13 protein-coding genes are annotated in these 17897 nt (G+C 66.3%); 5 read left to right on the top strand and 8 right to left on the bottom strand.

Translation table 11 applies throughout. From position 1 onward, the window contains the following. Window positions 1–2 precede the first annotated feature (2 nt). The 3 genes from OG203_RS15555 to OG203_RS15545 all read right to left on the bottom strand — a co-directional run bounded on the left by OG203_RS15555 (window position 3) and on the right by OG203_RS15545 (window position 5287). Window positions 3–1565, bottom strand: a complete 1563-nt coding sequence (locus tag OG203_RS15555) for a protein kinase domain-containing protein (protein ID WP_405167885.1) — start codon at window positions 1563–1565, stop codon at window positions 3–5. 202 nt (window positions 1566–1767) lie between these two features. After that, a complete protein-coding gene (locus tag OG203_RS15550; protein WP_405166365.1) occupies window positions 1768–3993 on the bottom strand; it encodes a TIM-barrel domain-containing protein in 2226 nt (741 codons plus the stop codon). Between the two features lie 148 nt (window positions 3994–4141). Continuing rightward, window positions 4142–5287 (bottom strand): lactonase family protein, encoded by a 1146-nt coding sequence (locus OG203_RS15545; protein WP_405166364.1) that lies wholly within the window; start codon window positions 5285–5287, stop codon window positions 4142–4144. Window positions 5288–5678: 391 nt separating this feature from the next. On the opposite strand from OG203_RS15545, the gene OG203_RS15540 reads away from it, so the two are divergent. The 4 genes from OG203_RS15540 to OG203_RS15525 all read left to right on the top strand — a co-directional run bounded on the left by OG203_RS15540 (window position 5679) and on the right by OG203_RS15525 (window position 11705). Beyond that, window positions 5679–5837, top strand: a complete 159-nt coding sequence (locus OG203_RS15540; protein WP_379290129.1) for a hypothetical protein — start codon at window positions 5679–5681, stop codon at window positions 5835–5837. 147 nt (window positions 5838–5984) lie between these two features. Then, window positions 5985–7856, top strand: coding sequence for a cutinase family protein (locus OG203_RS15535; protein ID WP_405166363.1), 1872 nt, complete (start codon window positions 5985–5987; stop codon window positions 7854–7856). A gap of 25 nt (window positions 7857–7881) precedes the next feature. Continuing rightward, the gene (locus tag OG203_RS15530; protein ID WP_405166362.1) at window positions 7882–8811 is read left to right on the top strand and encodes a carbon-nitrogen hydrolase family protein; all 930 of its coding nucleotides are present in this window, start codon (window positions 7882–7884) and stop codon (window positions 8809–8811) included. A gap of 98 nt (window positions 8812–8909) precedes the next feature. Continuing rightward, window positions 8910–11705: a PQQ-binding-like beta-propeller repeat protein gene (locus OG203_RS15525; protein ID WP_405166361.1), complete on the top strand. Its 2796-nt coding sequence runs from the start codon at window positions 8910–8912 to the stop codon at window positions 11703–11705. 41 nt (window positions 11706–11746) lie between these two features. On the opposite strand, the gene OG203_RS15520 is transcribed toward OG203_RS15525, so the two are convergent. Together OG203_RS15520 and OG203_RS15515 are read right to left on the bottom strand one after the other, a co-directional pair. Next, window positions 11747–12448 carry an NUDIX hydrolase gene (locus tag OG203_RS15520; protein ID WP_405166360.1) on the bottom strand — a complete coding sequence of 234 codons (702 nt, stop codon included), beginning with the start codon at window positions 12446–12448 and terminating at the stop codon, window positions 11747–11749. Between the two features lie 29 nt (window positions 12449–12477). Beyond that, window positions 12478–13332, bottom strand: coding sequence for a DUF1206 domain-containing protein (locus OG203_RS15515; RefSeq protein ID WP_405166359.1), 855 nt, complete (start codon window positions 13330–13332; stop codon window positions 12478–12480). Window positions 13333–13714: 382 nt separating this feature from the next. Here OG203_RS15515 and OG203_RS15510 point away from each other — a divergent pair, with 382 nt between their 5' ends. Further along, complete coding sequence (locus tag OG203_RS15510) at window positions 13715–15142, top strand: hypothetical protein (RefSeq protein WP_405166358.1); 1428 nt, start codon at window positions 13715–13717, stop codon at window positions 15140–15142. A 3-nt stretch (window positions 15143–15145) separates the two neighbouring features. On the opposite strand, the gene OG203_RS15505 is transcribed toward OG203_RS15510, so the two are convergent. The 3 genes from OG203_RS15505 to sph form a co-directional block, all read right to left on the bottom strand. Beyond that, window positions 15146–15277: a hypothetical protein gene (locus tag OG203_RS15505; protein WP_405166357.1), complete on the bottom strand. Its 132-nt coding sequence runs from the start codon at window positions 15275–15277 to the stop codon at window positions 15146–15148. Continuing rightward, a complete protein-coding gene (locus OG203_RS15500) occupies window positions 15274–16635 on the bottom strand; it encodes an OFA family MFS transporter (protein ID WP_405166356.1) in 1362 nt (453 codons plus the stop codon). The genes OG203_RS15505 and OG203_RS15500 overlap by 4 nt, the downstream gene beginning before the upstream one ends. 174 nt (window positions 16636–16809) lie before the next feature. Beyond that, entirely contained in the window at window positions 16810–17781 is a 972-nt protein-coding gene (gene sph / locus OG203_RS15495; RefSeq protein WP_405166355.1) for a sphingomyelin phosphodiesterase, read from the bottom strand. Window positions 17782–17897 lie beyond the last annotated feature (116 nt).

Raw genomic sequence — 17897 nt, 5'->3', positions numbered from 1 at the left:
ACCTACGTGCGGGGACCGGCGGTCCGCAGCCAGCGGGCCGTCGGCCTCGACAGCACCGAGACGACCGTCAGGCACAGCAGCACCAATCCCGCGGCCATCGTCATCCCGGTGGTGCCGTTCGGGCTGTCGTACAGGTAGCGGACGGGCACCAGGCTCGCCAGATAGCTCGCGCACCCCACAAGCACCAGCACCCGACCGAACCGCCTGCGGGCCAGCAACAGCACCGCCCCACCGAGGAGCAGTAATGCCGCGCCCGCGGCAAGCACACCCGACGCGGCCCACGGCGCGATGTGCGGATCGTGACGCTCGACGAGTGCGCGCATGACATAGACCCGCGGATAGGCAACGAGGTACGCGGCCACAGCGCCGAGGAGCAGCGCGAAAACGCAGGCACTGAACACGCTGCGGCGACCACTCGGCGACGGTCGATCAGGCTTGGGCGTCGGGACACGGTCGGCAACCGGTGCCGCTGTGCGCTCGCCAACGGGTCCCGCCGTGCGCTCGCCAACGGGTCCCGCCGTGCGCTTACCAACCGGTGCCGCCGTGCGTTCGCCAACCGGTGCCGCCGTGCGTTCGCCAACCGATCCCGCCGTGCGCTCGGCGACCGGTGCCGCCGGCTGCTCGTTGACCGGTGCCGGCGCCGCCGGTCGATTCTGACCGTTCTGATTCAACGCCGTCGGCGCGATTCGAGCGGCCGCAACGGCCGTTCGAGCTGGCGTCGCGGCGGGTCGGCTGTGCAGGGAATCCCAAGCCGCCGAGGCGAACTCGCGGCAGCTGCCGAATCGGTCGGCGCGCCGCTTCGCCATCGCTCGGATGATCACCTCATCCAGTGCCTGCGGGGCACCGGGGCGAACGGAACTGAGCCGAGGCACCGGCTTACTGATGTGCCCGGCGACGATCTGTCCTGGATTGGTCGCCGCGAAGGGCGGGCGGCCCGCAAGCAACGTGAACAGGGTGCAGGCGAGCGAGTATTGATCCGACCGGTGATCGACCAGCTCGCCGGAGAGTTGTTCCGGGGAGGCGTAAGCGAGCGTGGCACTGAATGTTCCGCTCGCGGTGAGCTGGGTGTTCGAGTCGAGCAGGCGGGCGATCCCGAAATCGGTCAGCACCGCGCGCTCCGCGCGACCGGTGTCCGGCGACGACAACAGAATGTTCGCCGGTTTGATATCGCGGTGCAGCACCCCACGGCTGTGCGCGTAGTCGAGCGCGGAGCCGGTTTCGGAGACGATGCGCAGGACGCGGTCGATCGACACTTCCCTCGGGTTCAACCGCGCGGCATCGGAGCCGTGGATGTACTGCATGGCGATCCACAGGTGCCCGTCGTGGGTGCCTCGATCATGGATGCCGACGATCCCCGGATGATCCAACCGCGCGACAACATTGGCTTCCAGCTCGAACCGCCGCCGCACCTCCGGATCCGACGACACGTCGCGATTGAGCAGCTTGAGCGCGACCTGTCGCGGCAGCCGTGGATGCTGCGCCAAATAGACGGTGCCCATCCCGCCCCGCCCGAGTACACCCTCGATGCGGTACTCCGCGAACGACTCGTTCACCCCGAGCTGCATCACGCCTATCCCTACTCCTTTCGAACAGAACTATCCGCTGAGGAGTTAACCACCCCCATCCGCAACACGCACCCTCCGAATCTGCTCCCCGCTGCCGTTGCGCCCCCGGTTCAGCGACAATCCGACCGTTGCTCATGAGTTGCGCGGGCAGTTGTTCCATGGAAATCGGCGGACCGCCAGGTCAGTAGCGGTCCGCCGATGTTCACCAGAGAACCACCGACAGGTTGTTCGCCGTGGCGATCGGATCGGTTTTGACGTGTACGACGCCGCCGCGATCGTTCGGGTCGAACCACCAGCCGTTGGGCGCTCGATTCAGTTCGTCGAGTCCAGCCCGCTGGGGCAGTGCACCAGCCGAGGTGTGGGCGGCCTTGGGTGCGGTGTTGGTATGCACCGCGAGTTCATAGCGACGGGCGGCAGGCTTGCCCGGATACGATCCCGAACTCGCGCCGATGGTCACCTCGACCGAACCGGGCGCGGGCGATCGCACGGCGAAGTCCTGCGAGGCCTGCTCGCCGCGCTGATAACCCCGGGTTACCCCGTCGTCCTCGACCAGCTTGAAGCTACCGGCGGCCTGCGGGTAGATGTCCAGATCCAGCACGCTCTGGTCGCGAGTCCGCCATGACTGGGTGCCCTCCGCCCACATCGGCACCACCGCGCCGGCGCGTACGAACAGCGGAAGCGTGTCCAGCGGAGCGTGATAGCCGTTCACCGTGGTCGGCCCGGTCCAGGTGCGGCCGGTCCAGTAGTCGATCCAGGTGCCTTCCGGCAGGTATATCCCGTCGCGCTTATCCGAGTCGTTGTACACCGGCGCGACGAGAAAATCCTTCCCGGAAAGGAATTCGTAACGCGCCTGATCGCCCCACGTGGCGGGATCGTGCGGATACTCCAGCGCGAGCGGCCGAACCTGGCCGACGCCGGTGCGATTCGCCTCCGCCGCATACGAATAGGTGTAGGGCAGCAGTCTTTCCTTGAGCTGCAAGTACTTTCGGTTGATCGCGGTGTACGGCTCGCCGTAGCGCCACGGCTGCTTGTCGTTCTTCGCCCAGCCGTCCATCGACATGATGGTGGGCAGGAACGCCTTCCACTGCAGGTCCCGCGTGTAGGTCTGCGGGCTGCCGCCGAAGATTCCGTCGACATCGCCGGAGTTGTACGCGATGCCCGACATCGTCGAGCCCGCGTAGGTGGGAATCTGCCAGCGGATGTAGTCGTAGGAACCGGATTGGTCGCCACTCCAGAGGACCGCACAGCGTTGCGCGCCAGCCCAGCTCACCGGGGTCCAGACGAAACCACGGGCGTCGCTGTTGTCTTCGATGCCTCGGTGCGCGCTGTCGCAGCCGTCGAGTGCGAACTGGTAGCCGGGACCCACCCAGGCCACGTCCAGCTTGCGCACTCGCACACCGGCTTTGACCTCGTCGGCCTGATGCGGCAGCCCGTTCTCGGTCCACAACCCGAGCTGCATGTTGTCCTTGCGCAGCTCCTCGCCGACCTGCGGCAGATTCTCGTAACCGCAGCCGTAACCGTCGTTGACGAGCATCCAGCCGTTGGGCATCTGATTGCGCACATACCCGTCGGCGATGCCGACCGCGTCGAGGGTGTGCCGCTCGCCGCGGTTGGCGTTGTGCAGGTAGCAATCGGAGTCGCCCATCTCCAGCCCGTAGATCGGCGGCAGGAACGGCCTGCCGACCAGCGCGGTGTAGGCCGAGATCACGGCCTTGGGACCGTCGCCTACGACGTAGACCGCATCGAAGCGGCGTTCCTGATGGGTGGTGCGCGCCGGGTCGGTGAAGGCGTAGCTGCCGGGCGCGAAGGTGTTGCGCAGCACGCCATACCCGTTGCTGGACAGGTAGAACGGCTGCGAGTTCGGCGCGCCGCCGTCGTTCCAGTTGTCGTCGGCGAAGATCTTGACGGTCTGGTCACGGTGGCTGAACCGGCCGTTCTGCTCACCGCCGCCGAAGAACTGTTCGCCCTGTCCGCGGCCGAGGCTCTGCGTTGTCGCGTCCTTGGTCCAGGACAGCGGTGCCGACTCGGCCCAGATCTGCCTGGTGTCGGCGCCGTCGTAGAGGGCGAAGCGCAGCGGCGACTTGTAGGCGCGCAGCGTGAGATCGGCGGTGGCGATGGCCCAGTACTTGCCCTTGTCCACTCGCTTCGAGGCGGCGGGCGGGACCTTCGTCGGCAGGACGATCTTGTCGGCGGCCGGGTCGGTGAACGTGCCGTCGGGCGCCATCTGCACGCGCACCGCGCCGGAATTGGGGAAGCTCACCCGGACCGCGGCCGCGCCGGAATGCAGGGTTGTCGTCGCGCCGTCGTCGGCGATGCCGCTGAGATCGGCGAGCTGGCCGGAATCCGAATCGGCCAGGGCGGTTGGCATGGCGACCAGGCTGCTGGCGACAACCAGCAGGCCCAGCGTGATGTGCGTGATTCTGCGCATTCAGAGACCTTTCACACGCGAGCATGCCGCACTTCGAGGGGTGCGAGTCATGATCAAGTAGAACCACACCTGGGCGGCCATCTCGACTGGCGCGCAACTGGGGATAGCTGTCCCAAAAGCGGAATCTGTTGTGCGAGAGGTGCTTACGCTATTCGAACAGCACGCAGGTTGCGGCGGTCGCGTCGAGTGAGCCCGACGGCGCGGCAGGCAGGCCGGTGGTGGGGTCGAGGTTCAACCAGGTCACCGAGTTCGACTTCTGATCGGCGGCATACAGTCGCCGCCCGTCCGGGCTCAGTGTCAGGTCACGGGGGAACTTTCCGCCACAGGGCGTGGTGCCAACCGGCACCAGCATGCCGCCGACGATGGCGAAGGTCGCGACGTTGTCATGGCCACGATTGGCGAGGTAGAGGAACCGGCCGTCGATGGCGACCACCGGCGCGGACGGGTAGTTCCGGTCGCCGCCGCTGTTCAGATCCGCGGGCAGCGACTGCCCTGGTCGCAGTTCACCACGATCGGCCTGCCAATCCAACACGGTGACAGTGGAATTCAGCTCGTTGGCGAGGAAGGCGGTGCGCCCGTTGGGATGGAAGGTCAGGTGCCGCGGTCCGCTGCCCGGCGCCAGCGTGACCTGCGCGTGCTGATTCAGCTTGCCACCGGCCAGTTGGTAGACATAGATCGAGTCGACGCCCAAATCCACCGCAAGCACCCAGCGGCCGGAGGGATCGATGGACACCTGGTGCGCGTGCGGTGCGGACTGCCGATCCGGATCGGGTCCGCTGCCGGTGTGTTGGATGACGTCGACGACCGCGCCGAGCCGTCCGTCGTCGGCAACGTCGAGCACGCTGACGCTGCCCGACTCGTAGTTCGCGGTCAGCACGTAACGGCCGTCCGGGGTGACGCACAGGTGAGTGGGCGCATTGCCCTGTACCGCAACAGTATTCAATATGGTCGGCCGCGACGAACGCAGGTCGATCGCGGTGGCCGTGCCCGCGCCGGAGCCCTCGTTCACCGCGTACAGGTAACGCCGATCGGGAGACAATGCCAGGAAGGACGGATCCGCGACGTCCACCGTGCTTTCCACGGTAAGCCGACCCGTGCCGGGATCGACGGTGGCGACACTGATGCCGGAACCGCCTGCGCCACTGGAGGTATAGGAGCCAATGAACGCGCGCGTCCCGTTCGCCGCGCGTGCCACCGTAGGCCGTATCGCTCCGGTCGCCACCGCGACGCCGACGCCGACCACGCCGCCGAGTAGTCCGAGCAGATGCCGTCGTCCGAGCTCACCATCGCGCATCGTCTTCTCCTTTTGCCCCGCGTTCGGGTCAGAATGTCCCACGTCACCCCAGTCCGCAAGTGGCGCAACATATATTGCATAGTCCGCAATACAACTCGGCCGCCGTTGCAAGTGGTGTGCCCTCTTCGGTCGGTCGCCACGAAATGCCTCACCAGGGTTCCCCAGTTTGCAGTGGGGAGATCAGAAAACCTGCCGGTCTGCCACGGGCATTCGCTCGGAATGGTGCACCTCGGCCCAACTTCCCCAGTTGAGTGTCTGGACGCGGCGGGGATCCAAGGGGAATCTTGTGGCTGCCAACATCCCATAGTCACGGCACCTGAGCTCAGGTGCTGCTCGGTGTAATACCGTTACAAGACAGGCGGTTTGAGACATGTCGACTCTCCTCAGCGTTATGGACACCGTTAATTACATTGCCACGAGCTCGGGTTCCAGCGATGCCGGCGATTCGCTCAGCGGTGGTGGGTCATCGACCGGATCCCTCGGCACCGGGCTTGATATTGCCAAAGTGGCCCTCAAACTCCTCAGCCTGCTTGTCGGCAATTTGTCCTGACCGGTAAATCGCGATATTCAGCGCGGCGCCAACGGTCGCCGCGCTGAATATGCGTTGGCACTGCCAAGGAATCCCGGCGATCGGCCGACTCTGCCATTCGGCGATGAGCGGCCGACCGAGTTCGGTAGTGAGGTTCAGATGTCAGTCATGCATTCGTCCAATCGCTACGTGGTGGCGACGATGGTTGCCATCGGGGTAGCCGTCGCTTCCGCTACTGTCGCCGCTCCGGTTATCGCGCACGCGGCACCGGCTGACTGCGCGGAGACGTTCAATCTGTTCATCCCCGGCACCTGGGAGACCAACGAAAACGCCGACCCCGCAAAGCCGATCGGCATGCTCCGGCCGATCGCCGAGGCCATCCAGCGTCAGCAGGGACCTAAATCCGACATCTACTTCACGCCGTACATGGCCCGCGCCTTCGACAACGGCCACACCTACGCGGACAGCAAGAACACCGCGCTGGTCAATGCCCGCAAAGCGCTGCGCGACTACGACAACCGTTGCCCCGCTGCGAAGTTCACGATCACCGGTTACAGCCAAGGCGCGGACGCGGCGGGCGATGTCGCCGCCGAGATCGGCAACGACCGCGGACCCGTGCCACCGGACCGGGTCCTTGCCGTCGGTCTCATCGCCGACCCGGCGGCAGGCACCAAGGGCGAAACCGCCGTCGGCCCGCACACCGCTGGCTCGGGGATCGCCGATCCCCGGCCGTCGGGCATGGGCAAGCTCACCGGCCGGGTCAGCTCGATCTGCGACCCGGGCGACCTGTATTGCTCGATCAAGAAGGGCGACAACCCGTTACTCGGGAAACTCGGCTCGCTGCTGAGTAAGGTGCTCGGCAACTCCAGCATGGCCAAAACCCTGACGTCGAATGTCACCAAGGCCGACCTCCCCGGTCTGGCCGGTGCCGTCGACGAGCTGTCTACCAGCCTCACTGCGCCAGGCGGTATCAACCTGACCCACGTCCGCGACACCGCCGCGAAGCTGGAGGTTACCCTCAAAACGCTTGCCGGTCTGCAAGATTCCGGCGCCGCCGACCGATTGTCCGCTGCCCCAGCCGGATCGGCCGAGAACAACGCGGGCCGGGTGCTGATCAAGGTCGGGGAATCCAATCTGACCGGCGCCGCGACAGCGGTGGGCACGATTGCCGACACCGCGACCAGCCTGTTGAACAGGGGCATTCGCACACTCCAAGCGAACTCGCCTGACGCGACCACATTGACGATCAAGATCGACGCACTCGTCGGTCAGGTCGCACCGCTTGCCGACCTTCCTGCGGCCATCCTCGGATCGGCATCGAAGATCCTGGCGATGCTGAAACCCACTGTGCTGGTTGACCAGACCCTAGACGTCGTCGCCAACGTCACCGCGCTCGACTTCCACGCCATCCTCGACAATCTCGCGCTGCTACCGCAGAAGGTGGCGGCGATGGACGCCAAGGGCGCCCATCAAGTCGCCGGTGCCCTGAACAACGAGTTCAAACCGTTGGTCGATCTGGTCGCGAGTTCCGACCTGAAATCGGTCGCACAGGTGCTCTCAACGGTCCCGAACTCGCAGGGCTACGTCCAGATCGCGACGTCGATGACCGCGATCCTGTCCACTGTCGATGTCATCCGGATGGCGACCCTGGTCGGCCAGATCCAGGAAATCGCGTGGTCGGTGCTGGAGAAGCTGGCGCCGCCGCCGGGGCAGGCACCCGACCCGGCCGGTGCGGCGGCGATGCTTTCCGGCCTGCTTCCGGCCGGCCTCGAGCTGGCCACGGTCGCGACCGGCCTGCTCACCAGCAACAACACCCAGCACCTCGACCTCGACGACCTGAGCGCCGCGCTCGCCAAGACCGCGCCGCCTACCCGGGGCATCAACCTACTGTCACTCATCCGCGACGGCCTCAGCGCCGCAAGCTTTTTCGCTTCCAACGCACACATCAACTACGGCGCCCTAGTCGTAGACGACAAGGGCCACAACGCCATCCAGTGGCTTGGCGACTGGATGAACGGCCAGATCGGCCAAGGTAATTGAGGCCAACGTGGTTAGTGTCGGGGACATGCGAATTGCTGCGGCGCAGGCACGGCCTGCCTGGCTCGACCCAACGGCGGGAACGAAGATCGTCGTCGACTATCTGACTCAGGCCGCGGCGGCCGGGGTGGATCTGGTCGCCTTCCCGGAGACGTTCCTGTCCGGCTACCCGATCTGGGTGGCGGACACCGGGGGAGCCCGGTTCGACGACCCGGCCCAAAAGGCCGCCTACGCCTACTATTTGGACGCGGCGGTCACCCTCGACGGACCGCACCTCGCCACGATCCGCGAGGCGGTCGCCGACCTCGGGGTGTTCTGCTACCTCGGCATCACCGAGCGCGTGCGCGGCACGGTGTACTGCACCCTGGTCGCCATCGACCCGGCCCGCGGCGTAGTCAGCGCGCACCGCAAGCTGATGCCGACGCACGAGGAACGGATGGTCTGGGGCATCGGCGACGGCAACGGGTTGCGCGCCCACGATGTCGGCGAGTTCCGCGTCGGCGGGCTGTCCTGCTGGGAGAACTGGATGCCGCAGGCCAGGCACGCGCTGTATGCCGACGGCGCGACCCTGCACGTTTCCACCTGGCCCGGGTCGGTCCGCAACACCAAGGACATCACCCGTTTCGTCGCCATGGAGGGCCGGGTGTATTCCCTGGCCGTCGGCGCCGTTCTCGACTATGCCGACGTGCCAACGGATTTCCCGCTTCGCGACGAACTCCTCGCACTCGGCAAGCCCGCGGGCTACGACGGAGGCTCCGCCATCGCGGGCCCGAATGGCTGCTGGTTGGTCGAACCGGTGATCAATGACGAACGACTCGTCATCGCCGATATCGACCTGGCCGAAATAGCAAGGGAACGACAGAATTTCGATCCGACCGGACACTACTCTCGCCCCGATGTTTTCACCGTGACCGTGGACCGTCGGCGCCGGAATGCCGCGAATTTCGTGGAGGAATAGCGGTATTCGGCGTCGGGGCCTGAACATCGGCGGTACTGCGGGCGAACTGTAGCGCCAGACGGTGTCAGCGGCGTCGCGAGTCCTTTACATTTATTTTCATGTGGAAATATCTACTATGTCTATTCGTCACTCTGGCGGTGATCACCGCCCCCGGTCTGGCGTATGCGGCGGATGCATCGGTCGAGGTGCGGGGCACGGTCTTCATCGATAAGAACGGCAATGGTGTTCGCGACAGCGGCGAGGGGGGACTGCCGGATGTATCGGTCACCGATGGATCGGTGTGGGCGAAGACCGATAAGGACGGCGGCTACCGCCTGCGGATAGATCCGGGTCGCCGGGAAACCGATCTGGTCCATATCGTTTCGCCGGACGGGTACACCCCGGCGCTGCGCGAGGACTCGGTCCCGCGTTTCTTCCGCGCGCTCGACGAGGGCACACCGCGGCAGGACGGCATCGACTTCGCCCTGGTCCCCGACAAACGGGCGGACGATCCGCGCGAGGCGTGGATCATGTTGTCCGACACCGAAACCGACAATCGCAGCGACGCCTCCGCCGCGGCAACGCAGGCCCAGTGGACCGGGCAGGTCGAGGCGATGGCGCGCAACCGGGAGGCCACCGTCGCCATCGCGACCGGCGACATCACCGTCACCGACTACACCGCGCCCAACCGGCGCCAGGGCAGTTACGACATCCTGCGCAGCGGCCTGACCAAGGGCCGCTTCGGTCGCCCGTTCTACCCGGTGATGGGCAACCACGACGCGGGCGGGACCGGCAGCACGTCCGGGTATGCCGCGAGCATGGAGATCTACCGCAGGAACATGGGGCCGGAGTGGTACAGCTTCAATCGCAACGGCCGCCACATCGTGGTGTTGGAGGACAACTACGACACCACCGGGCTTGCCCCGCAACTGCAATGGCTACGCGAGGACCTGAGCCGCCATGCCTCGGGTAAGCAGGTGTTCGTCTTCGCCCACCGGTCGCTGTTCACCAAATGGGGTGCGGGACAAGCTATCCAGCCGATCGTCGACGAACTCGCCCGCTACGACGTGCGGATGTTCGCGGCGGGCCACAACCAGCAGAGTGAGTTCCGCCGCGGCGCGTTTCCGCGCTCGGTTGAGGTGAACAACATGGGCGCCACCTACGGCATCGACGGCGCACAGCCCGGGTACAAGGTGCTCGACTCCGCTGGCATCACCGACAATCCGACGACACCGGCGAACGAGGACACCGGTTACGTGTCCGGCACGCACCGGCAGTTCTTCGTGCGCGACCGGACGGCACTGGTAAGTCCGGCACCGGACAGCGCTCATCGGGCAGGTGCCTCGATCCCGGTCGATCTGTATGTCGAGGACGCCGGTCGGACTCCGGCGAATGCGCAGGTCGTGGTGCGTAATGAGCGCAACGGCGAGGCGTGGCGCGCGGATCTGCGCTTCGGCCGCACGGAGGCCACGCCCGGTTGGGTGAACTGCTACACACCGCCCGGTGGGCGGGCCGAGTCCTGCCCTGCCGTCCGAGCCAATTGGGCGACCGCGCACGGGAGCATCCTCTTTCTGCAGCCGGGGACCTACCGCGTCGAGGCGACCGCGACCGATACCGCGGGCGGGAAATGGCCTGTGCTGCAAGGTAGTTTCCGCGTGCTGCCCGTCGGCGCACCACCGGCGGCCGGAGCGGACTGGCCACGTCAGGGCGGAACCGAATCGGGTGGATCCACCGCGGTATCGGACCCGGGTGCGGTGCTGGATCAGCGGTGGTCGGCCAACACCGGCGAGCAGTTCGGCCTCAACGGCGCCGCCGTGGCCGGTGACCTGGTGATCGTGGCGTCCCAGGCCTTCGCCTCGCCCTACAACCAGGTGCTGGCCTATCACCGCGACACCGGCAAGGAACTGTGGCGGACCTATCTGGATGGTGACGCCGAGTCCTTCCCGACCGTGCGGGGCGGCCAGGTGTATCTCACCACCGGAGTCGGCCGGGTCTACGCGCTCAACTCGCGCACGGGTGTCATCGACTGGCAGACCATCGATGACGAGAACCGCACCGGGAAGACGGTGCGTCGCTACGGCCGGGCGGGCGGGCCGGTGAGCGTCTTCGACGTGCCTGAGCAGAACCGCGCGGTCGCGATCTACCAGGCCTACGACCAGATCGTCTGCCGGGACGCCAAGACCGGGAACCGGCTCGGCGGCGGCTTCCCCGCGCCCGCCGGTTGGGGCGAGTTCCACAGTGCCGCCGTGCGCGGGACGGACGCGAAAACGGCCTACCTGCACTCGGGTTCGAGTCAATCCCTCGTCGCGATGGATCTGACCACCTGCACCCGCGGATACTCCGTCGACACCGCGGGCGGCCTGTACAGCCACTCGTCCCCGGCGTTCACCGACGGGGCTCGTCAGCTGATCACCATGACCGGCGGTGGTCTGAACGGCCATGACCCGAGGGACGGGCGCGCGCTGTGGCACGCCGATATCCCGGGCAGTGCGTGCGAACCGGGACCGCCGCCGGTGACCAGTCCCTCGGTGCGCGGGCAGCAGGTCTATGTCGCGGCGATCGACGGCAAAGTCCGTGCGTTCGACACCCTTTCCGATAAACCGGCCCAGCCCGTGTGGGAGACCGGCGTCGGCTACCTGCCGGGTACCGGTCCGCTCGATGACCCCGCGCGGGTGGCGGCGGGCTGCACGGCCGCGCCGAACGCGCCCGCGATGCACGCGCTGACCACCGAAACCGTTGTCTACGCGGGCACCTGGGACGGCAGGTTGGTCGTGCTCGACCGTCAGACCGGAAAGCTGTTGAGCCAGTACACCTTAGGCGGCGCGGTCGCCTCGGCGATGTCGGTGACCGGCGACTGGTTGTTCGTCCTCACCACCGACGGCACCGTGCACGCACTGGCGCGCCGCGCTAGCTGAACCCCTGAGCGGCCCGTCGATCGCGGCGGGCCGCTCAGGTGTCAGTGCTGGGTCCAGTCGGGCTGGGTGAAGTGGGCAACGCGGGCGTTCGTGTGATCTCGGCCGAGTAGCACCACCTCGCGGAACTGCCAGAGCATCGCGCCGGTCGGTGCGTGAATGGTCATGCCGTCGCCGAGTCGCATCTGTAGCAGGCCAACGTTTTCCGGGACGGCGGCCGCCGCGTCGCGGAGTTCGGGTTGCGGCACGGCCTCGTGCGGGGCGACCCAGTGCGGCACCTCATCGGCGGCCAGCCGGGCGAGCCGGACCAGGTGCACCGAATGCACTTCGTCGGGGCTCGGCGTCAGCTCGATCGCGCCGGGCAGTGCCGCGACGAACGGCGTGATGACGAAACCCGATGCCGCGGGGAAGTCGTCGAGCCTGCCGAGCAGGTCGGCGGGAGTGGCGGTCAGGCCGAGTTCCTCGTGCAGCTCACGCAATACGGCCTGCGCCGCGGTCTCGCCCTCGTCCAGCCGACCGCCGGGCAACCCCCACTGTCCGGCATTGCGGCCACGATAGGCGCGCCTGATGACGACCACCGATGGTGCGCCATCGCCTTCTTCGACCACGCACAGCAGCACCGCCGCACGGCGAATACCCGGGGCGGCGGGAACTTCGGTATGCGGGAATGCGCGCAGTCGGGTGCGCGCGAGGTCGCGGAAATCGTGCACGGTCTCGGGTACCAGCGGTCCGGCGGTTGGGCCCATGCCGTCGATCTTGCCCCACCCGCCCACCACTACATCTTGGCGTATCGGGCCATGACGAAGCTGTAGAGGCCGTAGGTGATGATGCCGAGGCCCGCCACGATCAGCAAGATCAGGCCATAGGGTTGCGCCCCAAGGGTTTTCAGCGCACCATCGAGTCCGGCCGCTTTGTCCGGTTCGGACTGGCTCACCGCGAGGATCACCAGCAATCCGATGGCGGCCACGGCAAGCCCCTTCGCGATGTATCCGGCCATCCCGAGCCGTCGCACCAGGTCGCCGGTGTTGCCCTCGAGATCTTTGAGGAACTTCTTACCGATCCCCTTGTAGACGTGATAACCACCGACCCCGATGACGATCAGTCCGGCAATGACAAGAACGATCGTGCCCGCGGTGTTCTGCATCAATCGCCCTGTGGTTCCGGCACTCTGCTGGCTACTCGACTTGCCACGGCCGCGCGCGAATCCGAACGCGGACAAGGCGAACGAGAAATAGATCACCGCCAATGCGACCGCCTTCACTCGGCGAAACGCTTCCGACTTCTTGCTGTCAGCATCGGGTTTCGACGCACTGCCGAACGCCGCCTCCGCAAGCCGCCACAACCCCATCAACACAAATGCCACCACACCGATCCACATGACAACGATCCCGCCGGGCTTACTCGCCAATTCGGCCAACGCTCCGGACTGATCAGCAGTGCCACCCGGCCCGCCGAGCGCGATCCGAATAGCGATGTACCCGATGATCAGGTGCACGATGCCGGTCATGACGAACCCCGCCCGCGCGAACCGCTCGAAGACGCCGTTCTGCGCGATCTGCCCCGCTGTGGAAGACAATGTGCTGCCCCGTTGACCCCGGGACCTGCCCGTCCCCGTCGACAACCCACTCATCAGACGCCCTCATCTCCCTCGAACCGGACGTCGGGCAGATACCCGGCACCGAGGGATCGAAACACCGCTCAGCCGCCGGCACCGCACCACCGCTGGCCTACGGGCACGCGGAAACTTACGAGTTATTGATGTGGCGGTAATCACCGATGTTCGCGATTGGCGGTTACGGTACATTGGCGTAGGAATACCTGTATTCGCTGGGAGCAAGAGCTTTCCAATCCGCCAGGGAGACAACCTGTGCCGGATGCGTGACTATTCGGTGCCTAACCGGAATCCGCTATTTGGGTGTATTGCCCGAAATTCTCGAAACCGACGGCAATGTCGGTCTTGGCTGCGGACGAAAGACGTGATCGATCGCGCGGCCTGATGCACAGGAGTGTTCATGGCAACCATCACTCGCGGCTTCCGCGCCGAACGGGACAACTCCACTCGCCACGGTGGGTCGGCGGCCCCGGTGTATGTCAATCTCACCGACAAGGCCTTCCTGCGCCTGCATCACGGTTACGGCATGCCCGTTGTCACGCAGACGCTGACTGTGCTGGACCGTCGACCGAGCGACGATCAGCTGAATTCGATGTACGCACGGCTGAAGTCCGGACCGCTGTCGCGGCGCGTGCGCCGCTCGGTGGTGCCGTTCGCGCGAGCCCGCTGGGTGCACGCCGGCACCGCCCTGCCGCTGTCCGTTGCCGCCGACCCGATCGACGAGGCCGACGCATTGACGTGGGCGAACGAGCAGGCGCAGTATCGCCTCGATCCCGATGGGGGATATGGGTGGCGATTGTCTGCCGTGCCAACGCATTCCGGCGGCATGGTGGTCTGCCTGACCAAGTCGCACGCCCTCGCCGACGGTCACGCGGGACTGATGGCCGAGGCCGGTCTGGTCGACCCGGGACTCGCCACGAACCGCGGCCTCGATGCCAGGGTCGGCGTATGGGACCAACTCTCCGACGGCGCCCACCGCGGCATTACCGTTGCGCGACAGGCGGTTACGGAGATGCGCCGCGCCGCCCGCGACCCGCTGCACCGCGCGGCCGTACGCACGGCACTGTTCTCCCGTCCGCCGGAGCCAGAACCCGACCCGCAGGGTTGGCGTGAGCAGTCGGTGGTCCTCACCTTCGATGCGGCGCAATGGAAATCGGCGGCCGAACGCGACGGCGGCACGACCAATACGCTGTACCTGGCGCTGACCGCCGATCTCCTCCGGCGCTGCCCCCTGGTGGACAACATTCCGCCCGTGCTGACACCCGCCGTGCGAATCCTGCGCGAACACGATCAGCAGGACGCCAATTCGTTTACCAGGGTGCCGATCGTGGTGCAGCGCGAATGGCTGGACAACCACGACCTGACCTCGCTGCGCGCGGTGAGCAAGGCGGCGTTCGCGGCGGTGGCGACGGTCGGCTCCGGCGTACTCTCGCAGCCACGCCAGATACCACCCGATCTGCTCGACGTCCTGCCCGACGGCGTCGTCCATCGACTGCTGGAAACCGTGCCGATCACCGTCGGAATGTGTTCCAACATGGGTGTTCTCGACTCCTTTGTCGCGCCGCAACTCGGCCGGTTCGAGCCGTCGCTGCACATGAAGCGAGCCGTCGTCCAGGGCATCGACGCGCCGCGCACCGCCAGGCAGCCGGTCGCGCTCGCGACGTGGCTGTCCGAATCCAACGGCAAAGTGCACTGGGCCCTGGAGAGTCTCAAGCCCGAGATGGCGCACACCGCTGCGGAATTGGCCGATATGGCGAAGAAGGTCGCCAGATCGTGGGGCCTGCACCCGCTGCACATCTACACCGGTGACACGAGCAGACTCACCTGAGGTCTACTGGAACAGCTTGAGCAGGTTCACGATCAGGCGGTCGAGCCCATAGGCGAAGGGCGCGGCGACCCACAGCCAGGAGAAGATCAGCAGCGGAACGCGCCGCGCCGCGGCCATTTCCTCGGGCTCGCTCATGCCGGATTTCCTTCCGTGACAACGTCCTCGGTGGGGACCTTCCGATGGTGTTTCGCCGCGACCGGGCGAATCAGCTCGTTGGCGACGAAGCCGACGCAGAGCAGCGTGATCATGATGGCGAACGAGGCACCGTACAGCTCGGGCCCCGTCTTGCCGTGCCGCGCACCGGAATCCGCGATCGCGTTGACGATCAGCGGCCCCGCCACACCGGCCACCGACCACGCCGTGAGCAGCCGGCCATGGATCGCACCCACCTGATAGGTGCCGAACAGATCCTTGAGATACGCCGGAACCGTGGCGAATCCACCGCCGTAGAACGACAGGATCACCATCGCGCCGAGAATGAACAGGGGCTTGTTGGTCTGGCCGACCGACCACACCAGCGCGTAGGCGAGCGCACCGACGCCGAGATAGATCCGGTACACATTCTTGCGGCCGATCACATCGGACAGCGACGACCAGCCGATCCGCCCGGCCATATTGGCCGCGGACAGCACCGCGACGAAGCCAGCAGCGGCGGCCGCCGTCACCGGCGTCGAGGTCTGCTTGAAGAAGTCGGTCACCATCGGCGCCGCCTTCTCCAGGATGCCGATGCCAGCGGTCACGTTGAAACACAACACAATCCACAGCAGCCAGAACTGCGGCGTCCGGATCGCGTCGTTCGCCGCGACATCGTGCACGCTGATCAACTTCGCCGTTTTCGGCTGCGACACCCACCCCGCAGGACGCCAACCCGGCGGCGGCACCCGCACGAGCAACACGCCGACCGACATGAACACCGCGTAGACCACACCCATCACCAGGAAGGTCTCGGCGATGCCGACGTGGTCCGTGCCGAAGGACGACAGCAACTGGGCGGTCCACGGCGACGCGATCAGCGCGCCACCACCGAAGCCCATGATCGCGAAACCGGTTGCCATGCCTGGCCGGTCGGGAAACCAGCGGATCAGGGTGGAGACGGGGGAGATGTACCCGATACCGAGTCCGATCCCGCCGACGAACCCGTAGCCGAACACGATGAGCCAGTAGGCATTCGCGTACGCGCCGAGCGCCGAGATCAGCAGCCCGGACGAGAAGCAGACCAGCGAAACGGTCATCGCCCAGCGCGGGCCACGGCGTTCCACGAGCGTCCCGCCGAAGGCCGCCGACAACCCGAGCATGACGATGGCGATCTGGAAGGGCAGCGCACTGCCGGTCCCCGAGATATCCATCGCCTTTTCCAGCGGCGGCTTGAACACACTCCAGGCGTAGGCCTGCCCGATGGCGAGATGAATGGACAGCGCGGCGGGCGGAACCAGCCAGCGGCTCCATCCCGGTGGCGCGATGACGCGGGAGTATCCGGTGGTAACTGCGGTCATACGACGATCTCCACTCTCACTGTGTGGCGATCATAGGACTCGCGTCCCATCGTGATGGAGGTTCTGCGGCAACAACTTTCACCAGCCACCGGTCTGCCGACATCGCCGCCCGGAAATCCATGCCTTACCAGCGGCAACCCGCCCCGCACGGTGCGCGGGGCGGGCCGGGTCGAATCAGACGCCAGCGGTCACCGGGTAGTGGTCGGACAGGTTGGTGTAGGTGTAGTCCTTGCCCTGGCTGGTGACCGTCCAGGCGGGACAGGCCTCCTTGACGACGCGGTTCTGCCAGCTCGCCGGCTTGGCGTGGCCCTGACGGTGCAGGACGTAGTCGAGATCCTCGCGCGGATCGTTCGGGTAGCGGAAGTTCGCGATCGAGTTCTCCTTGGTGTCGAAGGAGAACGGGTGTCCGGTGCGGGCGGTCGCGGGCTCGAGGCGGGCGTTGGCCAGCATCGAACCGTATTCGGCGCTGTGCGAGTCGACGTTCAGATCGCCTGCCAGCAGCACCTGCTCGTTCGCTGGGATGTTCTTCGCGGTCAGGAAGGCGTCGATCTCCTTGAACTGCGACGCCCGATCACGCGCGGCCTCACCGGCGCCACAACCGGAGTCGGTCGACTGGCTGTGCGTGCCGACCAGGTGCACCTTGCTGCCGTTCACCGAGAGCACCACGTAGGCGATGCCCTTGTTGGCCCACCAGTCGGCGCCGCAGGCATCGGCGAAGATGAACTGCTCCTTGCGGATGATGGGCCACTTGCTCAGGACGGTGACCCCGCCGTCCTCCGGCGTCGCGGAGCTGTACTTGCCGCCGGTGGCGTCCCAGCCGTCCTTCGAGCGGCCGACGACCGGAGTCTGGTGCGGGTATTCGGCTTTGGCTTTCGCCTTCAGTGCGTCGGAGGCCTCGTTGTCGAACATCTCCTGTAGGACGACGACGTCGTTGCCCTTGAAGAAGTCGGTCTTCGGGATCTCCGCGGCCCGGTGGTCCTGGCCCCAGTTGGGGTACAGGTTCTTGCTCATCAGGAAGGTGTTGTACGTCAGCACCCTGAGCTCAGGGGTCGATGCTGGTGCTGCGGAGGCCTGCGGGGCACCCACCATGAGGGTGGTGGCGAGTGCGGCGATGATGCTGAGCCGGTTGGGCTTTGGTAGCGGCAAGGCACTTCCTCGAGTCTCATAGATTCCGGATATAACAGGCATGATCCGACCAGGCGTCGATGACGCGTTCGTGACGTTTTCATGATCTTCCGTCCGCTGTCGGGCGTCGGATCGAT

This window comes from Nocardia sp. NBC_01499, assembly GCF_045040275.1.
GTDB lineage: Bacteria > Actinomycetota > Actinomycetes > Mycobacteriales > Mycobacteriaceae > Nocardia.
This window is presented reverse-complemented; position numbering and strand designations above follow the sequence as displayed.

Excerpts from the sequence above, each read along its gene's own strand:
- OG203_RS15530 (WP_405166362.1), top strand. The coding sequence starts at position 7,882 with ATGCGAATTGCTGCGGCGCAGGCACGGCCTGCCTGGCTCGACCCAACG.
- OG203_RS15515 (WP_405166359.1), bottom strand. The coding sequence starts at position 13,332 with ATGAGTGGGTTGTCGACGGGGACGGGCAGGTCCCGGGGTCAACGGGGC.
- OG203_RS15555 (WP_405167885.1), bottom strand. The coding sequence starts at position 1,565 with ATGCAGCTCGGGGTGAACGAGTCGTTCGCGGAGTACCGCATCGAGGGT.
- OG203_RS15545 (WP_405166364.1), bottom strand. The coding sequence starts at position 5,287 with ATGCGCGATGGTGAGCTCGGACGACGGCATCTGCTCGGACTACTCGGC.
- OG203_RS15500 (WP_405166356.1), bottom strand. The coding sequence starts at position 16,635 with ATGACCGCAGTTACCACCGGATACTCCCGCGTCATCGCGCCACCGGGA.
- OG203_RS15525 (WP_405166361.1), top strand. The coding sequence starts at position 8,910 with ATGTGGAAATATCTACTATGTCTATTCGTCACTCTGGCGGTGATCACC.
- OG203_RS15505 (WP_405166357.1), bottom strand. The coding sequence starts at position 15,277 with ATGAGCGAGCCCGAGGAAATGGCCGCGGCGCGGCGCGTTCCGCTGCTG.
- OG203_RS15540 (WP_379290129.1), top strand. The coding sequence starts at position 5,679 with ATGGACACCGTTAATTACATTGCCACGAGCTCGGGTTCCAGCGATGCC.
- OG203_RS15535 (WP_405166363.1), top strand. The coding sequence starts at position 5,985 with ATGCATTCGTCCAATCGCTACGTGGTGGCGACGATGGTTGCCATCGGG.
- OG203_RS15550 (WP_405166365.1), bottom strand. The coding sequence starts at position 3,993 with ATGCGCAGAATCACGCACATCACGCTGGGCCTGCTGGTTGTCGCCAGC.
- OG203_RS15520 (WP_405166360.1), bottom strand. The coding sequence starts at position 12,448 with ATGGGCCCAACCGCCGGACCGCTGGTACCCGAGACCGTGCACGATTTC.
- OG203_RS15510 (WP_405166358.1), top strand. The coding sequence starts at position 13,715 with ATGGCAACCATCACTCGCGGCTTCCGCGCCGAACGGGACAACTCCACT.